Here is a 15481-nt window from a genome sequence, read left to right on the forward strand (position 1 = left end):
CAATAAGTGAGCGGAAAGCATTTCACTCCGTGATTAACATCGCGCCCATGAAGACGCTCGGATCGCGCATTGCGCACTATAGGAATGAGGCGAAGATGTCCCAGGCGAAGCTGGCTCAGGCCTGCGGGTGGGCATCTCAGTCGAGAGTGGCCAACTACGAAAAGGACACCCGTGAACCAACCTTGGAAGACATCTCGCTGATGGCCAAGGTGCTGCGCATTGACCCTGCCCAGCTCCTATCGGATGGCAAGAGCTATGCTCGACCGGTGATTGCCGAGGTCTCGCCCGCGATTGTGGATGAGCGCTTCCTGGTGATCCCGCAGTTCGACATCCAGGCGTCGATGGGACCGGGGATCGTAGTGCCCGAACACCTGGAGATCGTCCAGCAACTGGTGATTGATCGCGAGTGGGTACGCCAGCAGCGCCTAAATCACACCGGCGTACCGAATCTGGCCGTGATCACTGGGTTCGGTGACAGCATGGAGCCCACCTTTTGCGATGGGGATCCACTGATGGTCGATCGCGGCGTCGACGGTATGACCAAGGATGGTGTGTACGTCTTCAGCTTCGACAATATGGCCCACATCAAGCGCCTGCAGCACATTGGCCCTGGCCGGGTTCGGGTCATCTCGGACAATCGCGCCAAGTACGACCACTGGGAAGCCAACCTGGCGGACATCAGCATCCACGCACGCGTGCTGATCGGGCTGAACGTCAGGAAGATGGAGTAGCCCCTGCGGGTAGAGGAGCAGAGCATGTCTAGGAAGAGCGTGGCCTACGTCGGTGGTGTGCTGTTTGCCGCAGCATTCGGCGCCATTGCGCTGGTTCTCCTCTCATTCTTCATGTTCGACCTCTGGTAGCGCATCTGGCCAGGACGGGTAGGCACGAGGCCGTGAAGAAGGCCATGAAAGGGCTGAGAGGAAAGGAGTGGTAGGACTAAACGCCAGGCATATTGACTAGGAGTGCAAATGGAAACTGGGAATCTGGGGCGAGATCCCTACATCGCTCTTCCGATCATCGACGGCCCCGTACAGGGCCAGACCTATGCTTGGCCACATAGCTCGTTCCAGGTCGGCTCTTCGCCCGGCACGCTGGGCTCGCTGCCAACCCTAACGACCTACTATCTGAAACTAGATCCAGACCAAGGATGGGTCTGGTCGGTCCAGGCACCAGAAGCCTGAGGGCGTCATAGCGCCCAGGAGGGGCTCATGGGGGAGTTATCCAGGAAGGTAGCAAAGGTGCTTGAGGCTTTTGCGATAGTGATGACGATGGGGCTGGCGGGGCTTTTTGCGGGCCAACTACTCCGATTGATCGAACAATAGGAAGGATCGCTAAATGGACGTTAATCAGATAGACGCATTCATAGCCGAAGACGAACCAGATTATCCATTTGAGATCAGGTACGAAGGCAGAGATGCCGAGCGTCATCACATCGACATGGCTTCCTTGGCGGAATCTCTCGATGGATTCAGTCGAATCTATGCTGTGGCTGCCCATTTTGCGACCACTGGTCAGTACGCCAAGCAGATGCAAGCCCTGAATGCCAAGGCTTACGTAAGAGAGCCCAAAGCCAAGTGCGTGAGCATCGCTGGTGTTGTAGCATGGGCGACGACAAACGGGGTTTTCCAAGGCCTTGGAGGGGTAGTCATAACCCTTGTTCTCAACCACATTTATCAGCGCAATAGCGGCAACAAAGAAGAGATGAAGCACCTTCGCGAACTGTTCGAAAAACAGCTCGGCTTCAATCAGAAGTATGTCGAGCGACTGATGGATACCGTCGACAAGCTTGCCGACGCGCTGCAGCCATCTGTCAAAAAATCAGTGGCGCCCATAGGCGAGACCTGCGACCGGATAGATCTTTACGGTAAGTCAGGAAAGCAAAGCTCCATTGGATTGGCAGAGAAAGAAGCAATCTTGTCTGCAGAGCCAGCAGAAATACTTCCCGAGCGGAAATATTCTATCGTGATATCAGGCCTGGACCGAATCACGAAGACGTGCAAAATCAGCTTCACCGAAGAGGACACTGAGGAGTCAGTCGAAGATGACGGATCGCCCAGGCGCATCTCCTGCGACATCACTGACCCTGTAGCTACTTTGGTGCCGAACCCTTACCTTGATGCGTTCGCTACAGGCAGGCCGGTTCGCGTGACGGCAAAAGCCATGCTAAAGAATGGCGTCATAACGAAGCTTTTCATCTCCGACGCTACCTGATTAGAGCCCGGCCCAGTGCCGGGCTTTCTGTATCTGGCTGCCCTGCTCCGCAGCTGCCCGCACTGCATCGGCTTGTCTTACCAAAAACGCCGTACGCTTTGCCATCGCGCCATCAGCCCTAAGTCTCTGCCGACGCCTCCGCCCCCTGTTTGACGAGGACGGTATCGGCCTCCAAGGGCACCAGTGAGCCTTTGCTCCGGAGTTCGTTTACAGCATGTAGCACAATCAGGTTGAGGTATTGAGCGTCTCCCATGTGCTTACGATCAACCAGCCTTGATACCTTGGCCGGTAGCGATGGATCTAGGAGCGTGATCAGGAGCCCATCCTCTCTCCATTCCAGAAAATGGCCAATAGGAGGACGAAGCGCAGCGAGACGATCTCTCAACCTTTCCATATGCCACCTCAGCTAAGTCTTACTATTTGGAAGATAGTCGCTGGTAGCAGGCGGGCAGTGAATGGAAAAGACTTGTAGCAAAGATCGGGAGCAGCGACTTTCGCTCCTACTCCCGCGGCTTACCACTCTGTAGCCGGTTCATCTCAGCCGTCACCATGTTGCGGTACTGCTGCGGCTCCATGCCGGCCAGCTCCAGATCGGCCCAGGCGCGCCAGCCCTTCCCTTTCTTCTCCTTCAGCGCGGCATCGCCGTAGCAGCGCTCCTTGTTCGCTTTCCAGAACTCGAACAGCTCGGCCTTGTGCTCCTCCATGGCGCGGCGTTCGTCCATGGGAAGGTCGGCGAGGCTGTAGGACATGGGTCATCTCCTGATCTGATGCGGGCGTCATGATACGCCTGGCCTTCCCCTTCTAATCACAGCTTGTCGGGCAAGCACGCTGCAGGCCCTCACCAATCACGGCCGGGAAAAATAATCACATTACGTGTTGACGTATGAATCACAATTCGTGATTATTCGATCACAGGCAGCGACAACTGCCCGGCAGCGAAAGCCGCCCTGCTCTTTACACAATTCGAGACCCCCGCGAGCCGATCCGCCACCAGGCGTACAGCGCGGGCTACAAATTTCGGCTCCCATGCCAGCTCTGGTACTGGCCTCGGCAATACACCCTGCCGAGCGAAGCCACGCAAGCCAGCCATCCACCGCCCTGTAGGCGCGATGGCCTGAGGGACGACCCCGGCGATGCGCGTGGCGGAGAGCAGTTTTCCTCGCTGGCCTTGGATGGTCAGGGCCAGCCGGGAAAACAACCGAGGACGCAGCAATGGACGAGAAAAGCCCCAACGGGCCGGTAGAGGTTGAGCTCAAGGTGCATGTCATCGAGGAAGCCGGCGGGCGCAAAGCTCGACGCGGCGTAGCAACCATCTCGATGGGCTTCGGCCGCTTCCCTACCCCGGCAGAGGTTCAGGCACGGATCGATAAGTTCGCAAAGGAAGAGATCGTCGGCATGGCGCCAGGTTACCGGCTACAGACAGCCCCGGAGTTCTGGGACACGGCCTGCCACGAGAAGACCGGTCAGTTCTTCGCAGTACCTGGCAGCTACCACGAGTTTGCTCGAATCGACTGAGCATCACTTCAGCCGCTTCCATGAGGCGGCTGCGGGATGCCAAACGAACAGGAGGCCGACATGGCCAACGATCTGACAGAGGGCCAATGGAAGGTGCTGTTGGCCGTTGAGGCCTTCATGCACGAGAACCTCTACCCGCCTACCCGGGCAGAGCTGGCCGAGTTGCTGGGAATGGCCTCGCACAACGGGCCGCAGGAGCACCTGGTGGCCCTGGAGAAGAAAGGCTACGTGAAGCTGATCCCCGGCACTGCCCGAGGCATACAGGTCCTAAGGAGCTCGTCATGAATCAGCACTACGTCGCCTGGCTGCGCGCCCAGATTGAAGCGGCCACGCCGGCCACCCTGTACCTGAACATCCTGCCGCACGTTGAAGACCTCGCCGCGATGTACCGGCGCGAGATGCAGCAGGCATCCACTCCCGGCCTGAAGCTCTACTTCCAACGCACGCTGGCGGGCTTCGAAGAACTCCTCCACCAACACCAGTGCCACGCCGCGGCGGCGTAAGGATCCACACCGTGATCGAATTCGGGCAATGGCAAGGACGCCTGGGCATGGGCCTGGCTCCCCGAGAACTGGAATGCGTGATGGGCCTGGCCAGCGGCCTGACTCACAAGCAGATCGCCCGGGACATGGCGATCGCCCCCATGACCGTCACCAAGCGGGTGAGCAGCGCGATGTTCAAGCTGGGCGTGCAGCGCGCCCCGCAGCTGGTTGCCGAGGCTATGAAGCGCCAGATCATCAGCCCGCTGTGCCTGGCACTGGCCGCCCTGGTGGTGGCCCATGCCGCCCTCGATGAAGACCCGATGCGCCGCGACCGCCGCGCGCCGGAGCGGCGCACCGCCCAGGTCCGGATGATGCGCCGCGCTGAAGCCCCGGAGATCTACGCATGACCACACCGAAGACTGCCGCCGAGCGGAAGGCCGATCAGCGAAAGCGCGAGGCCGAGCGCCTGGCCGCCCTGGGCCACCAGGTGATGCCGTTCGAGATGTACCAGCGCACCGCCGAGGCACTGGACCGGATCTGCGCCGCCGGCGGCTTCGAGCAGCGCGCCGAGGTGCTGACCCTGCTGATCCACTCTGCCGATCAGATCGCCAAACGTGACATGTCACGTTTCAACGAATTGATCACTCCACCCCGCTCCACCTGATCTAGCCCCGACCTGGCGGGCCGCCCCGGCGGATACCCAGGAGCGCCAGCCGGCGGAGCGCACATCACCGGCAGCCTGGCATTGGTCACCAGCTTCTACCTCCGCCGAGGGCCAGGCCGTATTCCCCACGTCACGGGGACTTCATCGGAGTGAGCACTGCGCGGTCGGCATGCCGCGTTCTGTGCCGGGAGCCGGCGTTCCGTCGCTGGTAGTGCTCACTCCGCTGCAGAAGACCGGACGTCGCGTCAGCTGGCAAGCGCCAACAGGAGCTGGCACTGCATCACCGCCGGCCACGGTTCAACCCTGAAGCCGGCACCCATTCCCCCGCGCCGCTCGGCGCCATCCCGAGACCATCATCATGATCACCCTACCTATCATCGGGCGTAACCCGGCGGCAGTGATTTCGCGTGCCCGCATGCTGGGCTTCGAGTGCTGGCCCTATCGCGCCGAGCGCCGCGCCAACGGCACCTGGGTCCACTACTACCGCAAGGCTGACCAGAAGGTGGCGCCGCGCCGCACTGCTGACAACCTGCTGCGTACTGAAGAGGAGTTGTTCGCATGAGCTATCACATCGAGCAGCGCAAGAAGCGGCGCGCCGAGTTCGAGCAGGACGCCGCTAATAACCTGGCTCAGCACGTCTACACGCCGCTGGCTGTAAACAAGGACTGCCAGGTCTGGCGCTGCGCGCGTCCCGGATCCAGCGTCTATGCCTTTGACATCATGATGACCCGCTACGGCATCTCGGTCGTGGGCGACATCGACGGGCTCACCTTCGGCGTGGGTATTGGCTACGGCGTGGCCTTCCTGGCTGGTGACGATGTCGATTACTACATCCATTCGAAGCTGGAACGGCACTGCCAGGAGCGCGAGCTGGATGAAGACCGCCTCCGGGAGCATGTCCTCTGCGGGCTCGCCGAGAAAATCTGCGATCACGTGAGCGATGAAGAGTGGGAAATGCTACCGGACTGGCTCAAGGAAGACAGCCAGCGAACTGCTGACAAGTGGGACAGCCTGGAAGCCTTCCTGGATGAGAAGACGGACCTCACTGCCCCGGACGATGAGTGGGATGAATGGGCATACCTCGTAGCAGAGGTCGCCGCTCTTGATCATCTGGATGAGGCGCAGCGATACGTCGCGGACTACAACGAGCAGTTGGGCCTGGGTGATGACTGGTGGGAGCTGAGCATTGATCGGCCCGCGCACAGCCTGATGTCTCGGCTCTACATGGTCCGCCATGCAGCCAGGCAGATCCTCCAGCAGCAGGAGGAAGCAGCATGATTCCCGACTTCGTGCACGACATCCGGGCGCGGGAGCCGCAGCGCGCCATCCTGGGCCAGGCCGTCGAGCGGTACCTGGCCGCCGGCGGCAGCATCGCCACCCTGCCCTATCTGGTACCGCGGGAGCTGACCCGGGCGGCCGAGTTCAACAGCAGCGCGCCCCGGGTTCGCGGTATCGCTGCTGGGTCCCGATCCAAGAAGCGGGCAGCCAACCAGCACGCTTCTACCTTCGCCGTCCTGCTGAAAACGCTAGAGGCTCCCCAATGAGCAAGCGCAAGCCGAACAACCCGCAAGCCCGCCTGGCCCGCAACTGCCGCGCCCTGTTGGCGAACAGCCAGGTGGCGGTGATGAACATCGACCGCCCCGCCCATCCTGATCTGGTGGATCAGCGCCTCATCAGCCTGCGCGATGGCAAGCCCATAGCCCTGAGCCAGGTGCGCCTGGTGGCCAATGCCTTCTGCGACTTCGCCCACTCCTGGACGGTTTACTTCGCGGTCATGTGCCGCGACCAGCAGGGCGACCAGTACATCAAGGCCGAAGAGATCGCACTGAGCGGCATCTACCGCGCCGGGCAGCTGACCGATGTGCTTGAGCACTTCTGCCGCGAGCTACGTGACGGCTGCAACGCCCGGCACCTGATCAGCAGCGGATGGATTGCCAACACCAGCGGCATAGCCCTCGACGAAGCCCGGGCCTACGAGCTGTTCGAGAAGTTCGGTGGCTGGGCGCACGTTGAGCGCACGCAAGCGGCGTAAGGAAACCTACCATGACCGTCACCTACGGATCGGTCTGTAGCGGCATTGAGGCTGCTACGGTCGCCTGGCACCCGCTGGGCATGCGTGCCACCTGGTACGCCGAGATCGAAGCCTTTCCCAGCGCCGTCTTGGCGCACCGGTATCCGGAGACTGCCAACCTGGGCGACATGACTCGCCTCGCCGCCCAGGTGCTGGCCGGAAAGATCGAGGCGCCAGACGTCTTGGTCGGCGGAACGCCCTGCCAAGCCTTCAGCGTGGCCGGCATGCGCGAAGGCCTGGCCGATCCGCGCGGCGCCCTCACCATCAAATACGTGGAGCTCGCAGATGCAATTGACCATGTTCGAGTCCAGCGCGGACAGCCAGAGAGCGTCGTCGTCTGGGAGAACGTCCCAGGAGTGCTCAGCGACAAGGGCAACGCGTTCGGCTGTTTCCTCGGCGCCCTGGTGGGCGAATCCGAAGAACTCCAGCCGCCAGGGAAAAGGTGGGCAGACGCTGGTTGTGTGTATGGACCCCGGCGAGCAGTCGCGTGGCGGATTCTGGATGCCCAATATTTCGGCCTGGCCCAACGACGCCGCCGTGTGTTCGTTGTGGCGAGTGCTCGAGGTGACTTCGATCCCGCATCGGTACTTTTTGAGCGCGAAGGCCTGCGCCGGGATCATCCGCCGCGCCGAGGCGAGACGCCGGACGTTGCCGGCACCCTTACTTCGAGCCTTGGCAGGCGTAGCGGGCAGCCAGATTGCGGAAGCACACCAGGCCAGTTGATCGCCGGCACGCTGCAGGCGGGCGGCAAAACTGCCGGCTCCGCCACTCTCCAGGACGCTGAGTCCGGCCTGCTGCTGGCCTTTGGCGGCGGCGCCAACTGCCAAGCCACGAACGTGAGCACGGCACTCAGCGCTCACCCGGGCGGCACCCTCATGGATGCCGAGACCGAGACGTTCGTGGTGCACGGCACCCAGGATCCCGACGTCAGCCAGGGCCTGGCCCATGCGCTTGGCCGGAATCAGGGACAGGAGAACGCAGTGCTGGCGTTCAGCTGCAAGGATCACGGCGCTGACGCCGGCGACATCTCCCCCACGCTGCGCGCCATGGGTCACGGCGAAAGCCACGCCAACGCCGGTGGCCAGGTGGCGGTCTGCGTGACAGGCGATATTGCCCACACTCTAAAGGCCGAAGGGTTCGATGCGAGCGAAGACGGTACCGGCCGGGGCCAGCCAATGGTGCCGGGCGAAAGGGGCGTCCGCCGTCTCACGCCGCGCGAGTGCGAGCGTCTGCAGGGTTTCCCTGATGACCACACGCTGATCCCCTGGCGCGGGCGCCCGACTGCTGAATGTCCTGACGGCCCCCGCTACAAGGCGATCGGCAACAGCAAGGCCGTGCCGGTCGTGCGCTGGATCGGCCGCCGGCTTCTCGCCGCACTCCCATAACCCTATACACGGCATACGTGTTTGACGCGCATGCCGGAAATCCTGTCCTAGAAGGGCAGTAATATCAACCCTATGCAAAATATTAACTCGGCTGGCTATGACTTTAGACAAGAAGATCCCGGCCTCTGTCATCAAGTGAACTATTACCTACCGATTACGATAGATCGCCTAATCTTTCTCGCTCTTAAACCCTTTCGCATGCTTCTGCAAATATGCCTCCCGAAGCAATTTTCTCATTTCGTGGCCGAAGGAATTGTCACCAATTATGCTGCGATCCGTGGCATGCGTCTTAAGAAGCACATCACCTTGACGATTAGCATCCTTGAGCTTTTTCATCTCCTTTTGGAGGAGCTCGACCTTAGATGACATCTCTTGGTTCACTTCCTTCTCCGCAGATAGCTGGTCCAGCAACTTCGACATCTCTTCTATCGCAGAATTTTTTTCTTGATTTGCCGTATCAATAAAATCATCTAACTGCGATAGCTCCGCGCTGAGACTCCTAATGAACCCACCTAATTCATCAGCGCTACCTGCGAGCCTATTGAATATCTTCAATACGCTTTCTATTTGACTATTTTTAGAAAAATTTGGATACCTAACATTATGATCGATCTCCGCCCAAGCTTCTTCGAAGACGGTTCTAACCTGCACCTCGACCAATATTTCGCGAAGTCCCGGCTGGCTTTTTAGCACATAATGGATAGATCTATAGCCGGCTGGATGGACCTTCGAGTCTATTTGCTTAGCGCCGAGCTGTTCCGTCAATTCATTCAGATCGCCCTCTCTGATGTAAGAGATCGGATCCTCATGAAAAATCCACCTATTTATAATTTGATCATGAATATGCAAACAGTCCTGCTTGAATAAGTGAAGAGCTCTGACACCAACCAAGTCAGTTATTAACTTATAATAATTATATTCATCTAATTCAGCGTACCTCGCGGCCGACTCAGGGTCAGCCTTCTTACGAATTATCTTTTCCAGAAGGTGCTCCGGATCCTTGACGCGCCACCTTACCGAATGGACACCATCAAAGGCCTGCATACTTCTAACAAAGTATCCCGCTGTATCCTCAAGATTCTTGGACGCGACTATATGATCTTCACGAATAGCCAATAGCATTTCCCAACTAACACCCGCAGCCTCCCAAACATTCTTCTCAATACGATTTCTAACCAAAAACTCATCTAGACTCATCGCAACATCCCTATCAGTCAAATCACAACACAGAAATTTAGAAAATCAAAATTTACAAGCTAACTGCCACCAATCTTTGCACCGCGGATCAACTCCAAAACTCGTAACTCTTCGACTTCTAAAAGCCTTCAACCTCAAGATATCAGATAAGCAACATTACCCGCTAACAGACAAATTAAAGAGGCCTTCACAATGGAAAGCGAAATTCTTTCCGACGAAGAGCTGGCGGAGATCACTGGCTACAAGGCCAGAGGTTGGCAACGCCGCTGGCTCGATGATCACCGCTGGCACTACGTCGAGAGCCGCGGCAAGCGGCCACTGGTGGGCCGACTGTATGCCCGGCAGAAGCTTGGCATCCTTCAGGTACCTGAAGCCTACCAGCCTCCTCCACTGCCGGCCCAGGCCTGGACCCCGGATCTATCTCGAGTGAAATGAGATGCGCCCTAGAAGCAAGGAGAATCGCGACCTGCCGCCGGGCGTGTACCGGCGAAAGCGGGCCAGGAAGAACGGAAAGGTCTGGGTGGCCTACTACTATCGCGATGCTGCAGGGAAGGAGATCCCGCTGGGAGGCGACTTGGACGTCGCCAGGATGCGTTGGGCGGAGCTAGAGGCGAAGGAGAAACCGCAGGACCTGAGGGTGATGCGATCCATCTTCGATCGGTATGTCCGGGACGTCATTCCCAAGAAGGCGCCTCGCACCCAGCGGGACAACCTCGCCGAACTGCGGCAGCTGCGGCCAGTCTTCGATGAAGCACCTATCGACTCCATCACCCCGGCAACCATCGCCCAGTATCGAGACGCCCGAACGGCGAAGGTGCGAGCCAATCGCGAGATTGCCACGCTATCACACGTCTTCAACATGGCGCGGGAATGGGGGCTGACGATCCGGGAGAATCCATGCCAAGGCGTCAGGAAGAACCGGGAGGCTCCCAGGGACTACTATGCCAATGACGCGGTATGGGCCGCCGTCTATCAGAAGGCCACGCCGGAGCTGAAGGACGCCATGGATTTGGCCTACCTCACCGGCCAGCGCCCGGCCGATGTGCTGTCCATGCGCTGGGATGATGTCGAAGGTGAGTTCCTGACCGTGCAGCAGGGCAAGACCAGCAAGCGGTTGCGCATCCTGCTGCAGGCCAATGGAGCGGACAACAGCCTGGGCGCACTGCTGCGAATGTTCGATGCCCGCTACCCTGTCCGGGTCAGCCCGTTCCTGATTGTCACCGGCCGAGGGCGGCGGCTCACGACATCCATGCTACGGCTCCGCTGGGATGCGGCTAGGGACTTGGCGAAGATCGCTGCGATGGAAGCTGGCGATGCGCAACTGGCGCTCCGGATCGGCCAATTCCAGTTCCGTGACATCCGGCCGAAAGCGGCCTCAGAAATCCTCGACCCGAAGGAAGCGAGCAAGCTTCTAGGCCATACCGAAGAGGACATCACCGAGCGGGTCTATCGCCGCCTGGGCGCGATCGCCAGCCCCACAAAATAGGCTGAGTTTCGGAACTGTTCCGAAATAGTTTCGGAACTCCTCCTTTTTTGCCGGCCCAACGGCCCTTGAAACCCGGCCCCTCAGACAGCAAAAAGCCCCGTAATAACGGGGCTTCGAAGGTGGCGGAAGCGCAGAGATTCGAACTCTGGGACCCTTGCGAGTCGGCGGTTTTCAAGACCGCTGCCTTAAACCACTCGGCCACACTTCCGTAAGAGGGGCGCATAGTACCTGATGGCAACACACTGTCAAACACTCGCAAGCGATCCTTAAGCAACATTTGCTATCTTCGGGGTCGTACGGTACATCACACCGTTAAATTAGCTTTGGAGTACACCATGAACGAGCGTCAATACGCCTACAACCCTGCCATCGCGCAACCGCGGGACGTCAGCCGTGTATTGCGCAACACCTACGCCCTGCTGGCCATGACCCTGGCATTCAGTGGCCTGGTTGCCTTCGTCTCGCAGCAGATGCGGCTACCCTACCCCAACATCTTCGTGGTACTGATCGGCTTCTACGGCCTGTTCTTCCTGACCATGAAGACCCGTAACAGCGGCTGGGGGCTGGTCAGCACCTTCGCCTTGACTGGCTTCATGGGCTACACCCTGGGCCCGATCCTGAACATGTACCTGGGTCTGCCCAACGGCGGCAGCGTGATCGCTTCGGCTGCCGGCATGACCGCCCTGGCCTTCTTCGGTCTGTCGGCCTACGCGCTGATCAGTCGCAAGGACATGAGCTTTCTCGGTGGCTTCCTGATGGCGGGCTTCTGGATCCTGCTGGGCGCCGTGGTGCTGTCCTTCTTCGTCCAGATCAGTGGTCTGCAACTGGCCATCAGCGCGGGCTTCGTGCTGTTCGCCGCCGCGGCCATCCTGTTCCAGACCAGCGCCATCGTGCACGGTGGTGAAGACAACTACATCATGGCTACCATCACCCTGTACGTCTCGATCTACAATATGTTCATCAGCTTGCTGCAGATCTTTGGATTCGCAAGCAATAACGATTGATCATCGGCGGTAGCCCAAGAGGCCCGCTTCGGCGGGCCTTTTTACATCCATGAAATTTGCCATCGTTATCCTTTCCCCACCCCAGGCGCCTTCGGCCCGTCGGGCCCTGCGCTTCTGTGAGGCACTGCTGGCCGGGGGTCATGAGCTGTCGCGACTTTTTCTCTATCGCGATGGCGTTCATAACGCCTCCCACGCCACCGTCAGTTGCCAGGACGAGTCGGATCTACCCGCTCGCTGGCGTGAGCTGATCGAACGTCACCAGATCGACGCCGTGGTCTGTATCGCCGCCGCCCTCAAACGTGGGCTGCTGGATGAAAACGAGGCACGGCGCTATGAACGTGAGGGCGCGGTGAACGTGCGGGCGCCCTGGCAGCTGTCCGGTCTGGGCCAACTGCATGAGGCGGTGCAGGACGCCGATCGCCTGCTCTGCTTTGGAGGCGACTAGCATGGCCAAGAGCACCCTCGTCATCTCCCGCCAGTCGGCACTGAGCGGCCCCGGTCCGCGCGAGGCCCTGGATATCGTGCTGGCCGGCGGTGCCTTCGAACTGCCCCTGGCGCTGCTGTTCGCCGGTCCTGGCGTGACCCAGTTGCTGGCAGCCGACAGCGCTGCCTTGGAGCAGAAGGATCTGAGTGCCAATCTCTCCGCGCTGCCGCTGTTCGGTGTCGAGGCCATCTACGCCGAAGCCACCGCCCTGCAACGTCTGGGCATCACGCCCGAGCAGTTGCCCGCCTGGGTGACGCTACTGCAGCCCGAAGCCCTGGCGGCGCTGATCCATGACCATGATCAGGTGATCTCCATTTGACTACTCTGCACCTGTTTTCCCGTTCGCCGCTGCTAGATGCCGACGCGCTAGATGGGCTCACCTGGGTGCGCGACGAGGACGCCGTCCTGCTGACGGGAGGCGCCGTCGAAGCGTTGCGCCCAGGCAGCGTCGCGGCAGCGCTGTTGATACAGCTTCCCGCCAAGACGACCCTCTATGCCCTGGCGGAGGATGTCCAGGCCCGTCGCTTACACCCCGAACGAGCCGTGACCCTGATCGACTATCCCACTTTCGTCGACCTTAGCGTGAGCTGCGCCAAGGTCATCAGTTGGACCTGAGCATGGCCCCTCTCGACCTCGACGCCGAAGGCTACCTGCGCGATCTCTCCCAGTGGAGTCCCGAGGTGGCCCAGCACCTGGCACTCAAGGAGGGCATCGAGCTGACCGATCGCCACTGGCAGGTGCTGCAGGCGCTACGCGACTTCTACGCCCAATTCCAGCTTTCGCCGGCCAACCGGCCGCTGATCAAGTACATTGCCCAGACACTGGGCCCGGAACTGGGTACCAGCCTCCAGCTCAACCTGCTGTTCAAGGGCGCGCCAGCCAAGCTCGGCGCCAAACTGGCCGGCTTGCCGAAACCGGATAATTGCCTATGACCTTCACCACGCCCGAAGAGCATCCCTTCGCCGTCTATGTCCGAGCCCTGGGCAAGGGCAAGCGCGGCGCCCGCAGCCTGACCGAGGCCGAGGCGGAAACGGCCATGGGCCTGATTCTCGACGGTCGGGTCACCGATGCCCAGCTCGGTGCCTTTCTCATGCTGCTGAGGCACAAGGAAGAAAGCGCCGAAGAGCTGGCCGGCTTCACCCGTGCCGTCAGGGCGCGGCTGCAGCCGCCAGGTTTCGCCGTCGACCTCGACTGGCCCTCCTACGCCGGCAAGAAGCGTCACCTGCCTTGGTACCTGCTGGCGGTGAAGTGCCTGGCCGGCAGTGGCGTGCGGGTGGTCATGCATGGCGGCGGCACCCATACCGCGGGCCGTCTCTATACCGAGCAATGCCTGCCCGACCTGGGCATGCAGAGGGTCGCTAGCTGGCAGGACGCCGGCACCCTGCTCGACCGGGGCCAGCCGGCCTTCCTACCCCTGGCGGCCTGGATGCCCGAACTGCAGCGGATGATCGATCTCAAGGCCGAGCTCGGCCTGCGCTCGCCGATCCACTCCCTGGTCCGGCTGCTCAATCCCAGCCAGGCGCGTTGCATCCTGCAGAGCATCTTCCATCCGGGTTACCAGGAGGTCCATCGCGAGGCCAGTCGCCTGCTGGGTGACGACAGCATCGTCATCAAGGGCGAAGGCGGCGAAGTCGAGCGCAATCCCGATGTCATCGCCCATCTCTATGGCACTCGTGGCGGTGAAGCCTGGGACGAAAGCTGGCCGGCGCTGACCGAGCGCCGCCAGGTCAAGCCGGAGCGCCTCGACCCGGCGTTGCTGGCCACCACTTGGCGCGGCGAGGCAGAAGACCCCTATGGCCGTCTGGCGGTCATCGCCACCCTGGCCGTGGCCCTCCGCGCCCTGGGTCAGGATCAAGTCAGCGCCCAAAGCGAAGCCGAACGCCGCTGGGAAGCGCGCGACCGCTCGCTCTGACGTCGCCTCAGGAACCCGGAGCGGCTCCCCGGGTTCCTAACCGCAACGCAGCGGAGGATGACGATATGGGCTTGTTGGTCGATGGACAGTGGCAGGACCGTTGGTACGACAATGGCAAGGATGGCCATTTCAAGCGAGAAGAGGCCCAGCGTCGTGACTGGATCGCTCGCATCGAGCAGGCCATTCCCGAAGGGGTCTCGCGCTACGCACCGGAGGCCGGTCGCTACCACCTCTATGTGTCCCTGGCCTGCCCCTGGGCTCACCGCACCCTGATCTACCGCAAGCTCAAGGGCCTCGAAGAGCTGATCGGCGTTTCAGCGGTCAGCTGGTTGATGCGCGAGGAAGGCTGGACCTTCGATACAGCCAAGGGCTCCAGTGGCGACGAGCTCTATCACCTCGACCGCCTCTACCAGCTCTATCAACGCGACCAGGTCGATTACACCGGCCGGGTCACCGTACCGGTGCTCTGGGACCGCCAGGAAGAACGCATCGTCAGCAACGAATCCGCCGAGATCATCCGCATGTTCAATGGCGCCTTCGACGAGCTGACCGGCAATCGCCTGGATCTCTACCCAGAGGCCTTGCGCAGTCGCATCGACGCCCTCAACGACCGCATCTATCCAACGGTCAACAACGGCGTCTACCGAGCTGGCTTCGCCACCACCCAGGAGGCCTATGAAGAGGCCTTCGACGAGGTCTTCGCCACCCTGGACGACCTGGAAAAGCTGCTGCAGACCCAGCGCTATCTGACCGGCGAATGGCTGACCGAAGCCGATTGGCGCCTGTTCACCACCCTGATTCGCTTCGATGCCGTCTACCACGGTCACTTCAAGTGCAACCTGCGGCGCATTCGGGATTATCCGGCGCTACAGGGTTGGCTGCGCGAACTGTATCAGTGGCCGGGGATCGCCGAGACCGTCGACCTCCAGCACATCAAGCATCACTACTACGGCAGCCATGCCCAGATCAATCCGACCGGCATCGTGCCCAAGGGACCGGCCCTGGAGCTGGATCTGCCCCATGGCCGCGAGGCCCTGAGCAGTGCCGGCATCCAGGGTGCGGCCTGAGGA

The 15481-nt window shown here is 60.7% G+C and carries 23 protein-coding genes and 1 tRNA gene; 21 read left to right on the forward strand and 3 right to left on the reverse strand.

What is annotated here, in order from left to right; all coding sequences use genetic code 11:
• The first annotated feature begins 29 nt into the window (after nucleotides 1-29).
• Nucleotides 30-731, forward strand: a complete 702-nt coding sequence (locus BMZ43_RS26395) for an XRE family transcriptional regulator (RefSeq protein ID WP_256562842.1) — start codon at nucleotides 30-32, stop codon at nucleotides 729-731.
• Between the two features lie 604 nt (nucleotides 732-1335).
• Nucleotides 1336-2211, forward strand: coding sequence for a DUF7946 domain-containing protein (locus BMZ43_RS00320; RefSeq protein WP_093248926.1), 876 nt, complete (start codon nucleotides 1336-1338; stop codon nucleotides 2209-2211).
• Between the two features lie 500 nt (nucleotides 2212-2711).
• Here BMZ43_RS00320 and BMZ43_RS00330 read toward each other — a convergent pair whose 3' ends face one another.
• Nucleotides 2712-2960, reverse strand: a complete 249-nt coding sequence (locus tag BMZ43_RS00330) for a hypothetical protein (protein WP_093248932.1) — start codon at nucleotides 2958-2960, stop codon at nucleotides 2712-2714.
• Between the two features lie 463 nt (nucleotides 2961-3423).
• Here BMZ43_RS00330 and BMZ43_RS00335 point away from each other — a divergent pair, with 463 nt between their 5' ends.
• The 10 genes from BMZ43_RS00335 (at nucleotide 3424) to BMZ43_RS00380 (ending at nucleotide 8328) form a co-directional block, all read left to right on the forward strand.
• Nucleotides 3424-3726, forward strand: a complete 303-nt coding sequence (locus BMZ43_RS00335; RefSeq protein ID WP_256562843.1) for a hypothetical protein — start codon at nucleotides 3424-3426, stop codon at nucleotides 3724-3726.
• A gap of 60 nt (nucleotides 3727-3786) precedes the next feature.
• Nucleotides 3787-4011 carry a LexA family protein gene (locus BMZ43_RS00340; protein ID WP_177344757.1) on the forward strand — a complete coding sequence of 75 codons (225 nt, stop codon included), beginning with the start codon at nucleotides 3787-3789 and terminating at the stop codon, nucleotides 4009-4011.
• Nucleotides 4008-4229 (forward strand): hypothetical protein, encoded by a 222-nt coding sequence (locus BMZ43_RS00345; protein WP_093248938.1) that lies wholly within the window; start codon nucleotides 4008-4010, stop codon nucleotides 4227-4229. Before BMZ43_RS00340 ends, BMZ43_RS00345 begins: the two co-directional genes overlap by 4 nt.
• 47 nt (nucleotides 4230-4276) lie before the next feature.
• A complete protein-coding gene (locus tag BMZ43_RS00350; protein ID WP_093250924.1) occupies nucleotides 4277-4615 on the forward strand; it encodes a response regulator transcription factor in 339 nt (112 codons plus the stop codon).
• Entirely contained in the window at nucleotides 4612-4872 is a 261-nt protein-coding gene (locus BMZ43_RS00355) for a hypothetical protein (protein ID WP_093248940.1), read from the forward strand. The genes BMZ43_RS00350 and BMZ43_RS00355 overlap by 4 nt, the downstream gene beginning before the upstream one ends.
• A gap of 358 nt (nucleotides 4873-5230) precedes the next feature.
• The gene (locus BMZ43_RS00360) at nucleotides 5231-5434 is read left to right on the forward strand and encodes a hypothetical protein (protein WP_093248943.1); all 204 of its coding nucleotides are present in this window, start codon (nucleotides 5231-5233) and stop codon (nucleotides 5432-5434) included.
• The gene (locus tag BMZ43_RS00365; protein WP_093248945.1) at nucleotides 5431-6150 is read left to right on the forward strand and encodes a hypothetical protein; all 720 of its coding nucleotides are present in this window, start codon (nucleotides 5431-5433) and stop codon (nucleotides 6148-6150) included. The genes BMZ43_RS00360 and BMZ43_RS00365 overlap by 4 nt, the downstream gene beginning before the upstream one ends.
• On the forward strand, nucleotides 6147-6416 hold the full coding sequence (locus BMZ43_RS00370) for a hypothetical protein (protein ID WP_093248948.1): 270 nt from the start codon (nucleotides 6147-6149) through the stop codon (nucleotides 6414-6416). The genes BMZ43_RS00365 and BMZ43_RS00370 overlap by 4 nt, the downstream gene beginning before the upstream one ends.
• Nucleotides 6413-6904, forward strand: coding sequence for a hypothetical protein (locus tag BMZ43_RS00375; RefSeq protein WP_093248951.1), 492 nt, complete (start codon nucleotides 6413-6415; stop codon nucleotides 6902-6904). Before BMZ43_RS00370 ends, BMZ43_RS00375 begins: the two co-directional genes overlap by 4 nt.
• Nucleotides 6905-6915: 11 nt before the next feature.
• Nucleotides 6916-8328, forward strand: coding sequence for a DNA cytosine methyltransferase (locus BMZ43_RS00380; protein WP_093248956.1), 1413 nt, complete (start codon nucleotides 6916-6918; stop codon nucleotides 8326-8328).
• Between the two features lie 168 nt (nucleotides 8329-8496).
• On the opposite strand, the gene BMZ43_RS00385 is transcribed toward BMZ43_RS00380, so the two are convergent.
• Complete coding sequence (locus BMZ43_RS00385; RefSeq protein ID WP_093248959.1) at nucleotides 8497-9525, reverse strand: RelA/SpoT domain-containing protein; 1029 nt, start codon at nucleotides 9523-9525, stop codon at nucleotides 8497-8499.
• Between the two features lie 192 nt (nucleotides 9526-9717).
• Here BMZ43_RS00385 and BMZ43_RS00390 point away from each other — a divergent pair, with 192 nt between their 5' ends.
• Together BMZ43_RS00390 and BMZ43_RS00395 are read left to right on the forward strand one after the other, a co-directional pair.
• Nucleotides 9718-9960, forward strand: a complete 243-nt coding sequence (locus tag BMZ43_RS00390; RefSeq protein ID WP_093248962.1) for a DUF4224 domain-containing protein — start codon at nucleotides 9718-9720, stop codon at nucleotides 9958-9960.
• 1 nt (nucleotide 9961) lies between these two features.
• A complete protein-coding gene (locus tag BMZ43_RS00395; protein WP_093248965.1) occupies nucleotides 9962-11011 on the forward strand; it encodes a tyrosine-type recombinase/integrase in 1050 nt (349 codons plus the stop codon).
• 120 nt (nucleotides 11012-11131) lie between these two features.
• Here the strand turns inward: BMZ43_RS00395 and BMZ43_RS00400 are convergent.
• A tRNA-Ser gene (locus tag BMZ43_RS00400) sits at nucleotides 11132-11219 on the reverse strand.
• 127 nt (nucleotides 11220-11346) lie between these two features.
• Here BMZ43_RS00400 and BMZ43_RS00405 point away from each other — a divergent pair.
• The 7 genes from BMZ43_RS00405 to BMZ43_RS00435 all read left to right on the forward strand — a co-directional run bounded on the left by BMZ43_RS00405 (nucleotide 11347) and on the right by BMZ43_RS00435 (nucleotide 15478).
• The gene (locus BMZ43_RS00405; RefSeq protein WP_017641775.1) at nucleotides 11347-12015 is read left to right on the forward strand and encodes a Bax inhibitor-1/YccA family protein; all 669 of its coding nucleotides are present in this window, start codon (nucleotides 11347-11349) and stop codon (nucleotides 12013-12015) included.
• 49 nt (nucleotides 12016-12064) lie between these two features.
• The gene (gene tusD, locus BMZ43_RS00410; protein ID WP_093248969.1) at nucleotides 12065-12460 is read left to right on the forward strand and encodes a sulfurtransferase complex subunit TusD; all 396 of its coding nucleotides are present in this window, start codon (nucleotides 12065-12067) and stop codon (nucleotides 12458-12460) included.
• A gap of 1 nt (nucleotide 12461) precedes the next feature.
• Nucleotides 12462-12818 (forward strand): sulfurtransferase complex subunit TusC, encoded by a 357-nt coding sequence (tusC, locus tag BMZ43_RS00415; protein ID WP_017641773.1) that lies wholly within the window; start codon nucleotides 12462-12464, stop codon nucleotides 12816-12818.
• Nucleotides 12815-13114 carry a sulfurtransferase complex subunit TusB gene (gene tusB, locus BMZ43_RS00420; protein WP_017641772.1) on the forward strand — a complete coding sequence of 100 codons (300 nt, stop codon included), beginning with the start codon at nucleotides 12815-12817 and terminating at the stop codon, nucleotides 13112-13114. Before tusC ends, tusB begins: the two co-directional genes overlap by 4 nt.
• Nucleotides 13115-13116: 2 nt before the next feature.
• On the forward strand, nucleotides 13117-13431 hold the full coding sequence (locus BMZ43_RS00425; protein ID WP_037064277.1) for a TusE/DsrC/DsvC family sulfur relay protein: 315 nt from the start codon (nucleotides 13117-13119) through the stop codon (nucleotides 13429-13431).
• The gene (locus tag BMZ43_RS00430; RefSeq protein ID WP_017641770.1) at nucleotides 13428-14411 is read left to right on the forward strand and encodes a glycosyl transferase family protein; all 984 of its coding nucleotides are present in this window, start codon (nucleotides 13428-13430) and stop codon (nucleotides 14409-14411) included. The genes BMZ43_RS00425 and BMZ43_RS00430 overlap by 4 nt, the downstream gene beginning before the upstream one ends.
• A gap of 65 nt (nucleotides 14412-14476) precedes the next feature.
• Nucleotides 14477-15478, forward strand: coding sequence for a glutathione S-transferase family protein (locus BMZ43_RS00435; protein WP_093248975.1), 1002 nt, complete (start codon nucleotides 14477-14479; stop codon nucleotides 15476-15478).
• Nucleotides 15479-15481 lie beyond the last annotated feature (3 nt).

This window comes from Pseudomonas sp. Snoq117.2 (assembly GCF_900110545.1).
GTDB classification, from domain to species: Bacteria; Pseudomonadota; Gammaproteobacteria; order Pseudomonadales; family Pseudomonadaceae; genus Chryseomonas; species Chryseomonas benzopyrenica.